Source organism: Arthrobacter sp. DMZ02-1R, from assembly GCF_057747935.1.
In genome coordinates this window covers 3,119,003-3,134,517 of the sequence record NZ_CM173230.1, presented here as the reverse complement: position 1 = coordinate 3,134,517, position 15,515 = coordinate 3,119,003, and the positions used below count along the sequence as shown (strand labels likewise).

The following is a 15,515-nucleotide window of genomic DNA, read 5'->3' as shown; positions in this document are numbered from 1 at the left end:
ATGGATCCGATCAGAGATCTGATTGAGGGGGCCGATCCGTTGCGCGGTGGAGGGGAGCCCGTGCCGGATGCAGAGGCGGCTTTGGCCCGGGTGCTGGCTGCCCCGGCCGGCGGCGCTGATAAATTGCCGCCGAATGTTCGCTCGTTGGCGGCCGCGCGACGGCTCCGGAATGCCAGAATCGCGGGATTGCTGACGATGGCCGCCGCCGCTGTGACCGCCGGAGTGCTCGTGGCAACCCATCTCGGTTCGATCATTGCTGTGCCCGTTCCGGCCGGTACGTCCACGATAGCGCCGAGCGCGTCACCGACGGGGGCTGCTTCGGCGGCCGGCACGGCAAGCCCGACCGCGCCCGCGACGGCAAGCTCCACGGCGACGCCTTCGTCCCTCGTCGCCGTTGGCCACGGTGAATGCACGATTGAGAACCTGACTGGCGCCATGACTTCATTGGAGCGGCTGAAGCCGATTCTCCGGCTTGTGGGTTGCAAGGCCGGATGGATGAGCATCATGGCGCCCGCACCAAGCGACAATCCGAATCCGGAACCGGGGGACTGGTTCTGGATCGCCAGACTTGTCAACGGGACGTACGTGCAGGAAACCAGCCTTGTGAACTGGGCAGCCGCTGCGTCCAACAACGATCGCCTGACGGCTGAGCAATTCATGGACAAAGCGTTTGTCAGCAATGGAATCCCAGTCGAGCTTCGTACAGCGCTCGTCGGCTCCCCGGAGCCGGGATCCCTGGCAGCGCTTGGCATCAAGACCTACGAGGACCGGTCCACAGGCTACAAAGTGAGCTTCAACTATCCCGCTGCGTGGCAATTGGGTGACCCAGGCAGCCTTTCCCTAACAGGCGGTCCTGGGACAGCGCTCACGGACCCCAATGGCCAGTCCATGGCACGGCTCGCCTTGGGGGAAACCAACGACTGGAGCCTGAGCAGTTGCCTCAACAAGGCGCCCTACAAGATCCTTGACAGCCAGCCCATGCCCGGGCTGCCCGTCGACCCGGCATTGCCAGGTCAAGGAACACCAAGATTCGTCTTCGTCGCCATGACATCAGCCGCAAATGACGGAGGTCCCGTTCAGGCAGGGATTGGCATCACCAACCGCATTGCCGGACAGGACGGGATTGGCTGCGTCCTTGATCTTGCTGTCGCAGGACCCGGAGCTTTGAAGTTCTTCAGCTTCACGGACCGCCGTCCGCTTGGCGGACCCACATGGGGCCTCTACAAGTTCAAGACAATGGAAGAGGCCGCGGCCTTCACCCAGACGCAAGGCTACAAGGACCTCAAGGCGGTCATCACCTCGCTCACCATCACCAAAGCGGGCTAGCGACGAGCCACGACGCCGGCCCGGCGTCGTTCTTCAGGGGCGAGGCAGTCGTAGGCTTGATCCCATGACAGCCGCCCACGTGACCCTCTGTTTTCTCCTCCGCGAGGTCGATGCCGGTCGGGAGGTCCTCCTCGGACGCAAGCGCACCGGCTTCGGCAAGGGCAAGGTTGTGGGCGTCGGCGGCCACGTGGAGGAGGGGGAGACCGCCATCGAGGCTGTTTGCCGGGAAGTCCGCGAAGAAGTCTACGTCCAAGTTGAGCCCGACGACCTGGTGGCCGCGGGCACTGTGGACTTTGTCTTCCCTGCCAAACCCGAATGGAACATGTACACCACTGTGTTCCTCGCAGAATCGTGGGTGGGGGAGCCCACAGAGAGCGACGAGATCACGCCGCAGTGGTACCCGGCGGAGGAACTGCCCGTTGCCCACATGTGGGCCGATGCCGAACACTGGCTTCCCGCGATGATGAATGGCCGCCGCATGGACGTCCGGGTAGTGCTCGCCGACGACAACGAGAACGTGGCCGAAGTCTTCCACTCCGACTGGACCGACGACGGAGCAGCAGCGGATGTGCCCGCTCAGAATTGGGTACCCGGGCTGTAACCTCAAGACGTTTGCCGGAAACTAACACGATAGACGCCCAGTTAGGGGCGCTTACCGACAAAGGGGGAATGGTGGATTCCAAGCGCCACGATGGCCACGGACTGTCCATGCACGACGAAAGCATGGAGCGTTCATACCGCCCTGAGATCGACGGGAACATGTTGGGCGTGGACTCAGCAGACATTGAACGGAAAAGGAAGATGCGGAGGCTGAGAATCATCGTGTTGGTGGCTGTGGCCTCAGCGGTCCTGGCCGCGGGAGTCCTCGTTGCCGGGAACCTTGGGTCCCAGGGCCGGGCGCAGAGCGGAAGTCCACAGGCTCCGGCTGCCACGACGGCCCCCGCAACGATTACTGCCACGCCAACAGCGTCGGCGACGGCTCCGGCTTCAACGGTGGCCACCGCCTCGGCTGTTGCATCAGCAACTCCCACGCCCGACGTCACTTGGACGAGCTTCGTCAGTGCCAGCGCACACGCTCAGTTCGACCTCCCCATGGGCTGGACGGCCACTGATGTTCCCGCAGGTACCGCCAGCAATCCCGCCTCCGGGATCCAGGTGAAGGACGAGGCGGGGCGGGTCATGGCCAAGTTCTACTATGGCGCGGGCGGCGGCGTAGGCGGGGCCTGCGGGCCCGGCACATACAAACAAACGGAGCTCGACAAAGCCGCCACCTCACTGACGGGTCAGTGGGTCACCACGTCGCAAGCCCGGTTCTCTTTTCGCGTGCTGGATCAGACAGCCCAGGGCGGCGGCATCGGCTACCAGATCGGTTTGGTGGACAAGTCCAGCGGCGAAGTCCGGGACAGCTGCCTGATGTACTCTTTCGTGGCCGACGCGCCCAAGGGCACGCTGTCCTTCGCCACGAGCGACGCCCAGGCCTCTGGCTCCCGCACTTTCAGCACCATGGCGGAAGCCACGCAGTACTTGCAGACACCTGAATACAAGAAGCTCAAGCGGATGATCACCAGCCTGCAGCTCACTCAATAGCTTGCAGTACGACGGCGGGCCGGCCACCTGGGCCCACGCGAGCAGGGTTCCCTGGCCGAGCTTGCGAGGTCAGGGTGCTCGTGGGGAGGTGACCGGCCCGCCGTCGTACGTCCAGAAATTACGGCAGGTGCCGTTCGTCCACGCCGTTGTATTCGCTGAGTGGGCGGATCAAGGAATTCGACGCGGTCTGTTCCATGATGTGTGCGGTCCAGCCGGTGATGCGGCTGGCTACGAAAAGCGGGGTGAAGGTGGGGGTGTCGAAGCCCATGAGGTGGTAGGTGGGTCCGGCGGGGTAGTCCAGGTTGGGCTTGATCGCCTTGGCCTCGTCCATGGCCTGTTCAAGGCCGTTGTACAGGCCCAGGATCTCCGGCCGGCCGTAGTGGGCGATCATCTTGTCCAGCGCGGCCTTCATGGTGGGCACGCGGGAGTCGCCGTGCTTGTAGACCCGGTGACCGAATCCCATGACCTTCTTCTTCTGCGCCAAGGCCTGTTCCATCCAGGTCTTGGCCCGTGAGGCGGCGTCATCGAGGGATTCCTCGGTGCGGATGCCGATTTCCTCGAAGGTGTGCATGACGGCTTCGTTGGCGCCGCCGTGCAGCGGGCCCTTGAGGGCGCCGATCGCCGCGGTCACGGCGGAGTGCAGGTCCGAGAGGGTGGAGGTGACAACGCGGGCCGTGAAGGTGGACGCGTTGAAGGAGTGCTCGGCGTAAAGGATCATCGAGACGTTGAACGCCTTGACGACTTCTTCCACCGGATCCTCGCCGAAGGTCATCCACAGGAAGTTCGAAGAGTATCCGAGGTCGTCGCGGGGTTCCACGACTCCCTGACCGCGCCGGCGGCGCTGGTCGTAAGCGACCACCGCCGGCATAGCGGCGAACAAGTCAATTGCTTTGGCCATATTGGCCTCCGGCGTGGAAACGTCGGCCAGCGGGTGCCGTGCTCCCAGTACAGAGGCGGCCGTACGGCACACATCCATGGGGTGGGCTGTAGTGGGCAGCGTATCGATGACCTGCTTCACCACAGGGTCAAGGGTTCGGCCCGCGCGCTCGCGGGCTGTGAACTCTGTAAGTTCTTCCGGTGTAGGCAGCTCACCATTCCACAGCAGGAAGGCAACTTCCTCGAAACTGCACTTGGCAGCGAGTTCCTGCACGGGATAGCCGCGGTACAGCAGCGAGTTGGTGTCCGGATTGACCTTGGAGATCGCGGTGTAGTCAACCACAACGCCGGCCAGGCCCTTCTTGATCTCAACAGCTACCATGCTGTCCTCCTTCGTTCGTCGGCAAGAACTCCGGAATGGCCGGAGCGCCTGCATCCCTTGATTGATCCAGTTACCGGCTGAGCCCAGGAATCTGGAAGTTGAAAACGCTCGTGTCGAAGTGGTTGTAAGCCTCGTAGTCCACGAGGTCATAGAGCCGCGCACGGGTGAGCATGTTCTCCACCTGCGCCTCCTGCGTTCCTGTGGCCTTGATCGTTTCCAGCGTACGCTCTGCAGCCCCCATCGCAATGCGGAGCAGGGTGACAGGGTAGATCACCATGTTCACGCCGACGCTCTGGAGCTGTTCCACGGTGAAGAGATCGCTCTTGCCGAACTCGGTCATGTTTGCCAGGATCGGCACTTCCACTGCATCACGGATGGCTTGGAACTCGGACAGGTCCTTCATGGCTTCCGGGAAGATCGCGTCAGCGCCGGCGTCGACGAGCGCCCGGGCACGTTCCTGGGCGGCCTGGATGCCCTCGACGGCGCGGATGTCGGTCCGGGCCATGATGAGGAAGTTCGGGTCGCGCCGGGCGTCGGCAGCGGCGCGGATGCGCTTGGCGGCGGTGTCGACGTCGACCACGTTCTTGCCGTCCAGGTGCCCGCAGCGCTTGGGGTTGAACTGGTCCTCGATGTGGCAGCCGGCGAGTCCGGCGTTTTCGAGTTCCTGGATGGTGCGTGCCACGTTCATCGGTTCGCCGAATCCGGTGTCTGCGTCCACCAGGCAGGGCAGTTCGGTCATGCGGGCGATCTGGCCTGCCCGGGTGGCGACCTCGGTGAGGGTGGTGAGCCCGATGTCCGGCAGGCCGAGGTCGTTGGCGAGGACGGCGCCGGAGATGTAGACGCCGGGGAAGCCCTTTTCTTCGATCAGGCGTGCCGAGAGCGGGTTGAACGCGCCGGGGAACTGGGCGATGGTTCCGGAAGCGAGCATCCCGCGCAGGGCGAGGCGCTTCTGCTCCGGCGTGGTCTTGGAGTAGAGCATCTAGAACAGTCCCTTCGGTGCGGCGGCGAGGTCGATGACGCCGGGGGCGGCGGTGATGTTCAGCTGGTCCAGTTCGCCCGGGCCCAGGTCCGGCAGGGCTTCGGCGGCGGCGAGGAATCTTTCGATCTCGTTCTCCTCGACGAGCCCTTTGGCGAGCGTGCGGAACTTGTCGATGTACTGCTGGCGGGCGAACGGCCGGGCGCCGAGCGGGTGGGCGTCGGCCACGGCGATCTCATCCGTGATGACGGTGCCGTCCGCGAGTGTGATGACAACGGTGCCGCCGAAGGCCTTTTCCGCGATGTCCAGGGAGTGGTAGCGGCGGGTCCATTCGGGGTCTTCCACGGTGGTGACCTTGTGCCACAGCTCCACGGTGTCGGGGCGTCCGGCGCGTTCGGGGCTGTAGGAGTCGACGTGGTGCCAGGAGCCGTCCTGTAGGGCGACGGTGAAGATGTACGGGATGGAGTGGTCCAGGGTTTCCCGGGACGCGGTGGGCGAGTATTTTTGGGGGTCGTTGGCGCCGGAGCCGATCACGTAGTGCGTGTGGTGGCTGGTTTTGATGAGGACGGAGGCCACGTTGGCCGGGTCAGTGGCCTCGGGGTGCTCTTTGTGGAGTTTGCGGGCGAGGTCGATCCAGGCCTGGGCCTGGTATTCGGCGGAGTGTTCCTTGGTGTAGGTGTCCAGGATGGCCCGCTTGGGCTCCCCGGCTTCGGGCAGCGGGACCTCGTAGGAGGCGTCCGGGCCGTCGAGCATCCAGGCGATGACGCCGTCTTCGCCTTCGTAGATCGGCACGGGGGAGGTCTGGCCGCGCATGGCCCGGTCCACGGCCTCGACGGCCATCTTGCCGGCGAACGCGGGGGCGTGGGCTTTCCAGGTAGAGATTTCACCCTTGCGGGACTGCCGGGTGGCGGTGGTGGTGTGGAGGGCCTGGCCGACGGACTGGAAGATCGTCTCGACGTCCAGGCCCAGGAGGGTGCCGATGCCGGCGGCGGCGGAAGGGCCCAGGTGGGCTACGTGGTCGATCTTGTGCTTGTGCAGGCAGATGGCCTTGACCAGGTTCACCTGGATCTCGTAGCCGGTGGCGATGCCGCGGATCAGGTCCTTGCCGCTGGCACCGACATGCTGGGCCACGGCAAGGATCGGCGGGATGTTGTCGCCGGGGTGGGAGTAGTCCGCGGCCAGGAACGTGTCGTGGTAGTCGAGTTCACGTACGGCGACGCCGTTGGCCCAGGCGGCCCACTCGGGGGAGACCTTGTCGCTGATCCCGAAGACACCGGAGCCCTTGCCGTTGGTGGTCGGTGCGTGGGTCAGGGCCTGCGCCCGGGCAGCGATGATCGGGGCACGGTTCAATGACGCGACAGCAACGGAGGCATTGTCGATGATCCGGTTGATCACCATCTCGGTGACCAGGGGAAGGACCTCGACGGGGTCGGCGGCGACCGTGGCGATCTTGTGCGCCAGCTGCTCCTCACGGGCAAGGTTCTCTTCGCTCTTGTAGACGCGGACGTGGTTGTTCTTCACCATGGTGCTCCTTAGTGAGGTGTGTGGGTGGCTTTGACGTGGGAAAGGCTGCGGTGCAGGTGGAGGGTGGTCGCGGCTTCGGCGAGCCGGGGGTTGCCTGCCGCGATGGCTTCCGCGATCGCGGCGTGCTCGGCCGCGGCGGCATGGAGGCGCCCGGCGTCGTCGGCCGCGAGGCGGCGGACCCGCACCAGGTGGACTCGCAGGCTACGCATGGCCTGGGCGAGATAGGAATTGGAGATGGCCTCGTCGATCGCTTCGTCGAGCCTTCCCACCAGGGCGTAATAGTCGTGCCGTGCGGGATCGCTCTCGCTGATCAGCTCCGGGGCCCGGAGGAGCTCGGCGTGGAGTTGCTCGAACACCGCACGTTCACCGCGCACGGCGGCGAGGGCGGCAGCCTTGCCTTCCAAGGTCTCGCGCAGCTCGAACAGCTCGTCGATGTCCTCCAGCGAGATATCGGTGACGACGACGCCGCGGCCCCCTGCCGCCGTCGTCAACCCTTCCGCGCTGAGCCGGCCCAGCGCCTCCCGGACAGGTGTGCGGGACACGCCCAAGCGTTCGGATTGTTCCACTTCGGCGAGGACGGTGCCGGGGGCGAGCCGCCATTCAATGATGTCCTCGCGCAGGGCAGCATAGGCCTTGTCGCTGGCGCGCATGGATCCTCCCTCTGCTGTGCGGATGTCTTTAGTGTATACATAAACCTCTGCCTGGCCTAGCTTTTGGGGATAAAAACAAGCCATCGCCCCGACTGTGTATACATCCGCGGTGGATCGTGGGCTAACTCCGATTCCAGCGGTACTCGTTCTCCGGGCGTCCGGGAGTGCCGTAGCGCGGATTCCTGGTAGCCAATCCGGCGTCGGCCAAGTACTCGAGGTAGCGGCGCACGGTGACCCGGGACATGCCAAGGGCCTCGGTTGCCTCGCTGGCGGAGACGGCCCGGCCGAGGCTTGCGAGAAGGTCTTTGACAGAGTCCAGGCTGTGTGCGGAAAGGCCCTTGGGCAGTGGGAGCTCGGTGGGCGCGCGGAGGCTCGCGAAGGCCTGGTCCACATCGCTTTGCGAGGCCCCGCTGGCACGCGCGCCCGACGCCGGTGCGGCAAGTTGCTCGCGGAACATGCGGTAGCTGGCGAGCTTGTCCGCAAACGTCGCGAAGGTGAACGGCTTGATCAGGTATTGCACAACGCCGATTGACACGGCGCTGCGGACGATGTTCACTTCCCGGACGGCAGTGATGGCGATGATGTCGGCTAGCAGGCCGGACGCGCGCATCCGGCGGGCAACGTCCAGTCCGTGAAGGTCCGGCAGGTTCATGTCCAACAGGACAAGGTCCACCGGCTGTCCCGCCGCCGCGAAATCGTTGAGCAGCCGCAGGGCAGACTGTCCGTCCGGGGCCGTCCCAGCAACAGTGAAACCGTCAATTCGGCCGACGTAGACGCCATGGGCATCTGCGGCGATGGGTTCGTCCTCGACAACGAGGACGCGGATATCGGTCATTCGGCTTCTTTCCTGGAGTCCGGCGCGGGGAGCACCACACGGAACAACGCACCGCCCAAGGCGCTGGTGGATTCGCTGATGGACAGCGTACCGCCCAGCCGCTGCACCGCTTGCCGCACTAGTGCCAGGCCAACGCCGCGGGAGGGAGCTCCCGGGCCCGCGCTCTGTCCGATGCCGGCTGCTTTGGTGCTGTATCCGTATTGCCAGACGTCGTCCACAATGCCGGGATCGATGCCGTGGCCGGAATCGACAACCGTGAACGTGGTTCCGTTAGGTCCCGACTCGATTCCCAGTTCCACTTTCCGCGGCGGGGGAGCAACTGCTGCGGCATCGAGCGCGTTGTCCAGCAGATTTCCCAAGATCGTCACCAAATCCTGGACGGCCAAGCCCTGAAGGCCGTCCCCGCCGGACACCGTGACAGTGAGCTCCGCTCCGCGTTCGTGTGCCTCTGCCGATTTCCCCATGATGAGTGCGCTCAGGACAGGTTCGTCCACTGATGCCACCAGATGGTCGGTGAGCTGTTGGCTTAGTTCGAGGTCCTTGGTGGCAAAATCCAAGGCGTCGGCAGTGCGCCCGAGTTCCATTAGCGAAACAATGGTGTGCAACCTGTTGGCGTGCTCGTGCGTCTGGGCCCGCAAGGCGTCGGACAGCGTCTTCATGGTCTCCAGTTCGCTGCCCAGGGACTCGATTTCCGTGCGATCCCTGAGCGTGGCTACTGTGCCGAACACGGCGGGGCGCTGGCGACCCGTCATTCCCGGTGGCCCCACCGCGGGCGCTTGGTTCACCACCAGGATCCGGGACCCGGTGAGGTGGATTTCGTCGTGCGCCGTGCGGCCGGATTCGAACAGGCCGTGGAGGCTGGGTTCCAGGGGCAGATCCGAAAGGCTCGGGGCTGCTCCTGCTGCGGGGTCGACGTCGGCCCGTTCCAGTCCCAGCAGTTCCGCGGCCTGGTCGTTATACATGACCACCCTGCCTCCGGTGTCGATGAGCACCACGCCTTCGCGGACTGAGTGCAGGACCGACTCGTAGTACGCGAACAGCTGTGCCAATTGCTCGGGCCCCCAGCCCCGGGTCACGGAGCTCAGGTACCGGCCCAACAACCAGGAGGCCAGGGAGCCGCCTGCGAGCATGGCCAGGGAGATTGCGATGATCGCAGTGAGCCGCGCCGACACTGCGACGTCCACCGTTCGAACCGTGACGCCCGCGGCTACCAAGGCCCGAACGGTTCCGGATGGATCTTCCACCGGAACGATGGTGCGCACCGACGGGCCAAGGGTGCCAGCTGTGACTTCCGTGAAGGTTTGTCCGTGCAATGCCGGGTCAATGGTGCCGATATAGGGTTTGCCGATTTCGTCGGGGTTCGCGTGGGTCCAGCGGGTCCGGTCCGGCGCCATGATGGTGATGAAGTCGGCGTGGGCGTTGGCCATCACTACCTGCGCGTACGGCTGCAGTGTCGCCGAGGGATTCGGCGTGCCGGCGGCCTGAAGTACGAGGGGGTTGGCTGCGATCGCCGCGGCAACGGCCTGCATGCGCTGGCCGGCGTCGTTGTAGGCCCGGTCCCTGGCGTCCACGAAGGCGGCCGTCCCCACGATCGCGGTGAGCACCAGGATGAACAGCAGGTTCGCCACAAAAAGTCTCCGGGCAATGCTCCAGCGTCGGATCACGCGCTCCTCCTTTTGATCAATTCTGCGACCAATATGAACGCAACAGTGATACATGTCACCTTGCCCCGAATGATGGATATCACAGCAGAGCGACGCAGGGACATTTTGCAGGAACCACGGCGCTTTCCAGAGTATCTAAAAGGAGCAAAGCCATGACCTCTCAAAGAGGAGAGATTGCACCCGCAAAGGCCGGGCGCAAGGGGCTGGACAAGTCGCATTACCTCTACATCGCCGTGATCGCCGCAGTTGTGCTCGGCGCCGTCGTCGGCCTGATGTTCCCTGAAGTCGGAAAATCCCTCAAGCCGCTGGGTGACGGCTTCATCAAGCTCATCAAGATGATGATCGCCCCGGTCATTTTCTGCACCATCGTCCTGGGCATTGGCTCCATCGCCAAGGCAGCCACCGTGGGCAAGGTCGGCGGGCTTGCACTGGTGTACTTCCTGGTGATGTCCACCTTCGCGCTCGCCATTGGACTGGTGGTGGGCAACATCATCCACCCCGGCGAGGGCCTGAAGCTGATCCCTTACGACCCCAACGCGAAGGCTGCCACGAACAGTACCGCCGACTTCCTGCTGGGTATTATCCCCGGAGACATTCCCGTGTTGCCGACGCTCCTGACCGCCATTCTGGTGGGCTTCGCGCTGCAGCGCATGGGCTCGCAGGGGCAGCCGGTCCTCAAGGCCATCCAGCACGGGCAGTCTCTCGTCTTCCGCATCCTCATCATGATCATGTGGCTGGCGCCAGTCGGTGCCTTCGGTGCGATCGCCGCAGTGGTCGGTGCCACCGGAGTGAAGGCTATCTTCGGCATGCTCACCCTGATGGTCGCGTTCTACATCACCTGTGCGCTGTTCATCGTGGTGGTCCTCGGTTCCTTGCTCCGGGTTGTGGCCGGCGTCAGCATCTTCCAGTTGATGAAGTACCTGGCCCGTGAGTACCTGCTCATCTTCTCCACGTCTTCCTCCGAAGCAGCGCTGCCGCGGCTCATCGCCAAGATGGAGCACTTGGGCATCTCCAAGCCGGTTGTCGGTGTCACTGTGCCCACCGGTTACTCCTTCAACCTGGATGGAACTGCCATCTACTTGACCATGGCCTCCCTGTTCGTTGCCAACGCAATGGGCATCCCGCTGGACCTCGGCGCCCAAGTATCGCTGCTGGTCTTCATGATCATCGCGTCCAAGGGAGCGGCCGGCGTTTCCGGTGCCGGCTTGGCCACCCTCGCAGCGGGCTTGCAAGCCCACCGTCCCGAACTCCTGGGCGGCGTAGGCATGATCGTGGGCATCGACCGCTTCATGTCCGAAGCCCGCGCCCTTACCAACTTCACGGGCAATGCGGTCGCCACGGTGTTGATCGGCACGTGGGTCAAGGAAATCGACCGCAACCAGGTCACAAACGTCCTGTCCGGCGCGAAGCCGTTCGACGAGGTGACCATGATCAGCCACCACGCGGAACCCGTGGTGAAAGAGGCCGTGGCCGCTTAGTGCGGCACGCAGCCTAGAAGCATCAACACGAGCAAGGCAGGACCCCTGGCGGGACCTGCCTTGCTCGTTTTTTGGCGGCCGGAGAACAAACCTTATACCTCAACTAGAAGGTAAAGGCTCAAATTGCGAGCAATGTCAAGTTCCGTGGAATGCCGTGTCGGGCGCTGTAGCCTAGGTGGGGAGCAGTGCTGGTGCCGGAAACAGCCGCAGGAAATGACCGTCGTGGAGAGAGTAGATAGATACGTGAGCAGCGAATGGGGAGCAACTACGCTGGAAGGCACGGATTTCGATCTGGAAGACGCCGTCATGGGGCCCACGGGCCGTCCGCACCGCGACTTTCCTGAACCCGCGCCACTGGCCTCCCACGGCCCGGCCCGGGTCATCGCCATGGTCAACCAGAAGGGCGGCGTTGGCAAGACCACGTCAACCATCAACCTCGCCGCTGCGCTCGCAGAGTTCGGCCGGCGCGTCCTGCTCGTCGATTTCGATCCGCAGGGAGCCCTTTCCGCGGGCCTGGGTGCGAACCCGCACGAGCTCGACCTCACTGTCTACAACGTACTCATGGACCGCAAGGTGGACATCCGCGACGCCATCCAGAAGACCGGCGTCGAAGGCATCGACCTCCTGCCGGCAAACATCGACCTCTCCGCCGCCGAAGTCCAGTTGGTCAACGAGGTAGCCCGCGAACAAGTGCTTGACCGCGCGCTCAAGAGCGTCGAGGACGACTACGACGTCGTGCTCATCGACTGCCAGCCGTCCCTTGGCCTCCTGACGGTCAATGCCTTGACGGCTGCGCACGGCGTCATCATCCCGCTGATCTGCGAATTCTTCGCCCTCCGCGCGGTGGCACTGCTCGTCGAAACGATCGAAAAGGTCCAGGACCGGCTGAACCCGCGCCTGCAGGTGGACGGCGTGCTCGCCACGATGTACGACGCCCGCACCCTGCACAGCCGTGAAGTCATCTCGCGCCTCGTGGAGGCGTTCGGCGACAAAGTCTTCGAGACCGTCATCAAGCGCTCCATCAAGTTCGCCGACGCCACGGTTGCCGCAGAGCCCATCACCAGCTACGCCGGAAACCACATCGGCGCTGACGCCTACCGTCGTTTGGCCAAGGAACTGATTTCGCGCGGCGGCGCGCCCTAGCCAGCGTGGCAGAGCCACTCACCCCTGCGGCCCCGCCCGCCCAGACTGCCCGGCTCGCACAGTCCGGTGACGCCCCGCCGTCGACCTCTTCGGCAAGCGCCGCGGACGACGCCGGAGTCTCGCCCACCGCTCGGAAGGCCGGCTTTGAGGTACGGCTGGCGAACTTCACCGGACCCTTCGATCTCCTGCTCGGCTTGATCTCAACGCACAAGCTGGACATCACGGAAGTTGCATTGGCCACCGTCACGGACGAGTTCATCAAGTACATTCGGCACCTTCAGGAACTGGGGGAGGACTGGGCGCTGGACGAAGCCAGCGAATTCCTGGTCATTGCCGCAACTCTCCTGGACCTCAAGGCCGCAAGGCTCCTGCCGGCCGGCGAAGTCGAAGATGCCGAGGACGTCGCCTTGCTGGAAGCGCGGGATCTCCTCTTCGCCCGGCTTCTGCAGTACAAGGCTTTCAAGCAAGTGGCCGCGATCATGTCCGGCACTTTGGAGTCCGAGGCCCGGCGCTTCCCGCGGCAAGTTGCATTGGAAGGGCATTTCGCGGCATTGCTGCCCGAACTGATCTGGCGCCACACGCCTGAGCAATTCGCGGCCTTGGCGGCCAAGACCCTGGCGCCGAAGGACAACACGCCTGAGGAAGTCGGGCTCGACCATCTCCACGGAACGCCCGTCAGTGTCAAGGAACAGGCCGAGATCATCGGGTACCGCCTGCAACGCGGCCTGCCACAATCCTTCAGGGCCCTCATTGCCGACGCGGAGTCCACGCTTGTTGTCGTCGCCCGGTTCCTGGCGCTCCTGGAACTGTTCCGCGACCGCGTCGTGGCCTTTGAACAGCCGGGGCCCCTCGCCGAACTGACCGTCCGCTGGACTGGGCGTCCGGAAGGATGGAGCAGCGACAACTTGAGCGACGAGTACGACTCCGGCCCTGTCGACCATGAATCGGACCTCACCGCAGAAACAGACACTGGCACTATCGACAAGGCAGAGGAGCCGCTGTGAGCGAGCAGGAAACAGGCGGGGACGGCCTTGCCGAGCTTGAAGGCCTACCCGGTGGCGCCCGTGCGGCTCTGGAGGCAGTCCTGATGGTGATCGACGAACCGGCCACGGCGGAAGAGCTCGCCGCCGGGCTCAACCTGACTGTCGCCGTCGTCGAGGATTTGCTGGCGGGACTGAAGCAGGAGTACAGCGGCTATACTGTTAAAGCCCCGGGCAGGGACGCTGAAGGCTTGCACACCGATGCAAGTGCCAGCGCTGCACCCCGGGGTTTTGAGTTGCGGAACGTTGCCGGAGGGTGGCGGATCTATTCACGCGCGGAATTTGCCGACGTCGTGGGCAGGTTCGTTCTCGAAGGCCAGACCGCGCGGCTGACGCAGGCAGCTCTCGAAACCATGGCGGTCATCGCGTACCGGCAGCCGGTTTCCAGGGCCAGGGTGTCGGCTATCCGCGGCGTCAATGTCGATTCGGTCGTACGGACCCTTGTCCAACGCGGGCTGATCGAGGACTCAGGTACCGATCCTGAGTCGGGGGCCATCCTTTACCGGACTACCTCGTACTTCCTCGAGCGCATGGGCATTGGCTCGGTAGCGGAACTGCCTCAATTGTCCCCACACCTTCCGGGGTTGGAGGGGATCGAGGAGTTCTTCGACGCCGAACGCATGTAATCGCGGGACGCAAGCAGGCCGCAGGCAGGGCAGCGCGAAACAACTCGATACTGCAAGGATCTACCAACGCCCGGCTAGTAGCGGGCAGAGTTCACAGGGCAGATATTCTCTGTCCGGCTGGCTAATGTTGAGAAAGAACAAGCTGGCCACAATAACAAAAGGACGGGTCATGACACAGGCGGGACGCCAGGGTTCACCACGTAATAGTTCGGGACGAAACGGTTCCGGACGCAATGAGTCGCAAGACTCAGGCCGCAGCAGCGCTGGCCGCGCAGGAGGCAGCGGCTTCGGCGCCGGCCGCGGAGGCGCAAGCCGTGCAGGCGGCGCTTCCGGAGGCAGCAAGCGCAGCTTCTCCCCGGGCGGAGACCGCCCCTTCAAGCCAACCCGTCCGCGTGAAGAGCGCCCCTTCGATCCGGACAACCCCACCTCGGCGGGAGGCTACGAGCGCCGTGAAGACGCGAGGCCGGCAAAGGCCCCCCGTAAGCCAGGCTCCAACAAGCCCGGCTTCGGCAAGGCTCCGGGTACGCCGGGCGCGTTGAAGCCGAAGGCCAGCAACAAGAAACAGTACGCTTCCCGCGCCTTCGGCAGTGAGCGCTTCGGCCAGAACCTTGGTCCGATCCGCAAGCCCCGCGGTCGCCGCGGCGAAGTTCTTCAGTCCGAGCAGCACGACGCTGATGGCGTCCGCCTGCAGAAGGTCATGGCCCAGGCCGGCGTGGCTTCCCGCCGTGTTTGCGAGGAAATGATCCAGGAAGGCCGCGTCGAGGTCAACGGCCAGCTCACTACCGAGCTTGGCATGCGCGTTGACCCCACGTCTGCCGTGATCCACGTCGACGGCATTCGCATCCAGCTCGATGACACCATGCTCTACATGGTGTTCAACAAGCCCAAGGGCGTCGTCTCCACCATGGAAGATCCCGAGGGCCGCCCCTGCATCAGCGACTTCCTCAAGTCCGCCAAGAACAAAGGCGAGCGTCTCTTCCACGTGGGCCGCCTTGATGTCGCCACCGAGGGACTGCTGCTGCTGACCAACGACGGCGAACTTGCCAACCGCTTGACGCACCCCTCCTATGAGGTGCCCAAGACGTACCTGGTACAGGTCCGTGGTCCGTTCCCTCAGGGTGTCGGCGCGCAGCTGAAGGCCGGCATCGAGCTCGAAGACGGCATTGCTTCCGTCGACTCCTTCAAGCTAGTGGACTCCACTCCGGGCCATGTGCTGATCGAGGTTGTGCTGCACTCCGGCAAGAACCGTATTGTCCGCCGCATGTTCGAAGCCGTCGGGTTCCCCGTGCTGCGGCTCGTTCGCGTCAAGATCGGTCCCATCGGCCTGGGCGACCAGCGCCAGGGCAGCATCCGCAACCTCGGCAAGCAGGAAGTCGGACACCTTCTGGCCTCCGTAGGACTGTAAGGC

At 64.3% G+C, this 15,515-nt stretch carries 14 protein-coding genes; 8 read left to right on the top strand and 6 right to left on the bottom strand.

The features are described 5' to 3' along the window. The 3 genes from AC3ANQ_RS15045 (at position 1) to AC3ANQ_RS15035 (ending at position 2,913) form a co-directional block, all read left to right on the top strand. Positions 1 to 1,326 (top strand): hypothetical protein, encoded by a 1,326-nt coding sequence (locus AC3ANQ_RS15045; protein ID WP_488301783.1) that lies wholly within the window; start codon positions 1 to 3, stop codon positions 1,324 to 1,326. A 64-nt stretch (positions 1,327 to 1,390) separates the two neighbouring features. Further along, on the top strand, positions 1,391 to 1,927 hold the full coding sequence (locus AC3ANQ_RS15040; protein ID WP_488301782.1) for an NUDIX domain-containing protein: 537 nt from the start codon (positions 1,391 to 1,393) through the stop codon (positions 1,925 to 1,927). A gap of 68 nt (positions 1,928 to 1,995) precedes the next feature. Then, positions 1,996 to 2,913 (top strand): hypothetical protein, encoded by a 918-nt coding sequence (locus AC3ANQ_RS15035; RefSeq protein ID WP_488301781.1) that lies wholly within the window; start codon positions 1,996 to 1,998, stop codon positions 2,911 to 2,913. Positions 2,914 to 3,031: 118 nt separating this feature from the next. On the opposite strand, the gene AC3ANQ_RS15030 is transcribed toward AC3ANQ_RS15035, so the two are convergent. The 6 genes from AC3ANQ_RS15030 to AC3ANQ_RS15005 all read right to left on the bottom strand — a co-directional run bounded on the left by AC3ANQ_RS15030 (position 3,032) and on the right by AC3ANQ_RS15005 (position 9,820). Continuing rightward, positions 3,032 to 4,171 carry a bifunctional 2-methylcitrate synthase/citrate synthase gene (locus AC3ANQ_RS15030; protein WP_488301780.1) on the bottom strand — a complete coding sequence of 380 codons (1,140 nt, stop codon included), beginning with the start codon at positions 4,169 to 4,171 and terminating at the stop codon, positions 3,032 to 3,034. Between the two features lie 70 nt (positions 4,172 to 4,241). After that, entirely contained in the window at positions 4,242 to 5,150 is a 909-nt protein-coding gene (gene prpB, locus AC3ANQ_RS15025) for a methylisocitrate lyase (protein WP_488301779.1), read from the bottom strand. Next, entirely contained in the window at positions 5,151 to 6,671 is a 1,521-nt protein-coding gene (locus tag AC3ANQ_RS15020; protein WP_488301778.1) for an MmgE/PrpD family protein, read from the bottom strand. 8 nt (positions 6,672 to 6,679) lie between these two features. Beyond that, a complete protein-coding gene (locus AC3ANQ_RS15015; protein WP_488301777.1) occupies positions 6,680 to 7,321 on the bottom strand; it encodes a GntR family transcriptional regulator in 642 nt (213 codons plus the stop codon). A 121-nt stretch (positions 7,322 to 7,442) separates the two neighbouring features. Next, the gene (locus AC3ANQ_RS15010) at positions 7,443 to 8,156 is read right to left on the bottom strand and encodes a response regulator (RefSeq protein ID WP_488301776.1); all 714 of its coding nucleotides are present in this window, start codon (positions 8,154 to 8,156) and stop codon (positions 7,443 to 7,445) included. Then, on the bottom strand, positions 8,153 to 9,820 hold the full coding sequence (locus tag AC3ANQ_RS15005; RefSeq protein WP_488301775.1) for a sensor histidine kinase: 1,668 nt from the start codon (positions 9,818 to 9,820) through the stop codon (positions 8,153 to 8,155). Before AC3ANQ_RS15005 ends, AC3ANQ_RS15010 begins: the two co-directional genes overlap by 4 nt. Positions 9,821 to 9,972: 152 nt before the next feature. Here AC3ANQ_RS15005 and AC3ANQ_RS15000 point away from each other — a divergent pair, with 152 nt between their 5' ends. From AC3ANQ_RS15000 to AC3ANQ_RS14980, 5 genes are all read left to right on the top strand, one after another. Further along, on the top strand, positions 9,973 to 11,298 hold the full coding sequence (locus tag AC3ANQ_RS15000) for a cation:dicarboxylate symporter family transporter (RefSeq protein ID WP_488301774.1): 1,326 nt from the start codon (positions 9,973 to 9,975) through the stop codon (positions 11,296 to 11,298). Between the two features lie 243 nt (positions 11,299 to 11,541). Continuing rightward, entirely contained in the window at positions 11,542 to 12,441 is a 900-nt protein-coding gene (locus AC3ANQ_RS14995) for a ParA family protein (protein ID WP_306866907.1), read from the top strand. 155 nt (positions 12,442 to 12,596) lie between these two features. After that, positions 12,597 to 13,445 (top strand): segregation and condensation protein A, encoded by an 849-nt coding sequence (locus tag AC3ANQ_RS14990; protein WP_488305340.1) that lies wholly within the window; start codon positions 12,597 to 12,599, stop codon positions 13,443 to 13,445. Beyond that, positions 13,442 to 14,107 (top strand): SMC-Scp complex subunit ScpB, encoded by a 666-nt coding sequence (gene scpB / locus AC3ANQ_RS14985; protein ID WP_488301773.1) that lies wholly within the window; start codon positions 13,442 to 13,444, stop codon positions 14,105 to 14,107. Before AC3ANQ_RS14990 ends, scpB begins: the two co-directional genes overlap by 4 nt. A 169-nt stretch (positions 14,108 to 14,276) precedes the next feature. Further along, the gene (locus AC3ANQ_RS14980; protein WP_488301772.1) at positions 14,277 to 15,512 is read left to right on the top strand and encodes a pseudouridine synthase; all 1,236 of its coding nucleotides are present in this window, start codon (positions 14,277 to 14,279) and stop codon (positions 15,510 to 15,512) included. The last annotated feature ends 3 nt before the right edge of the window (positions 15,513 to 15,515 follow it).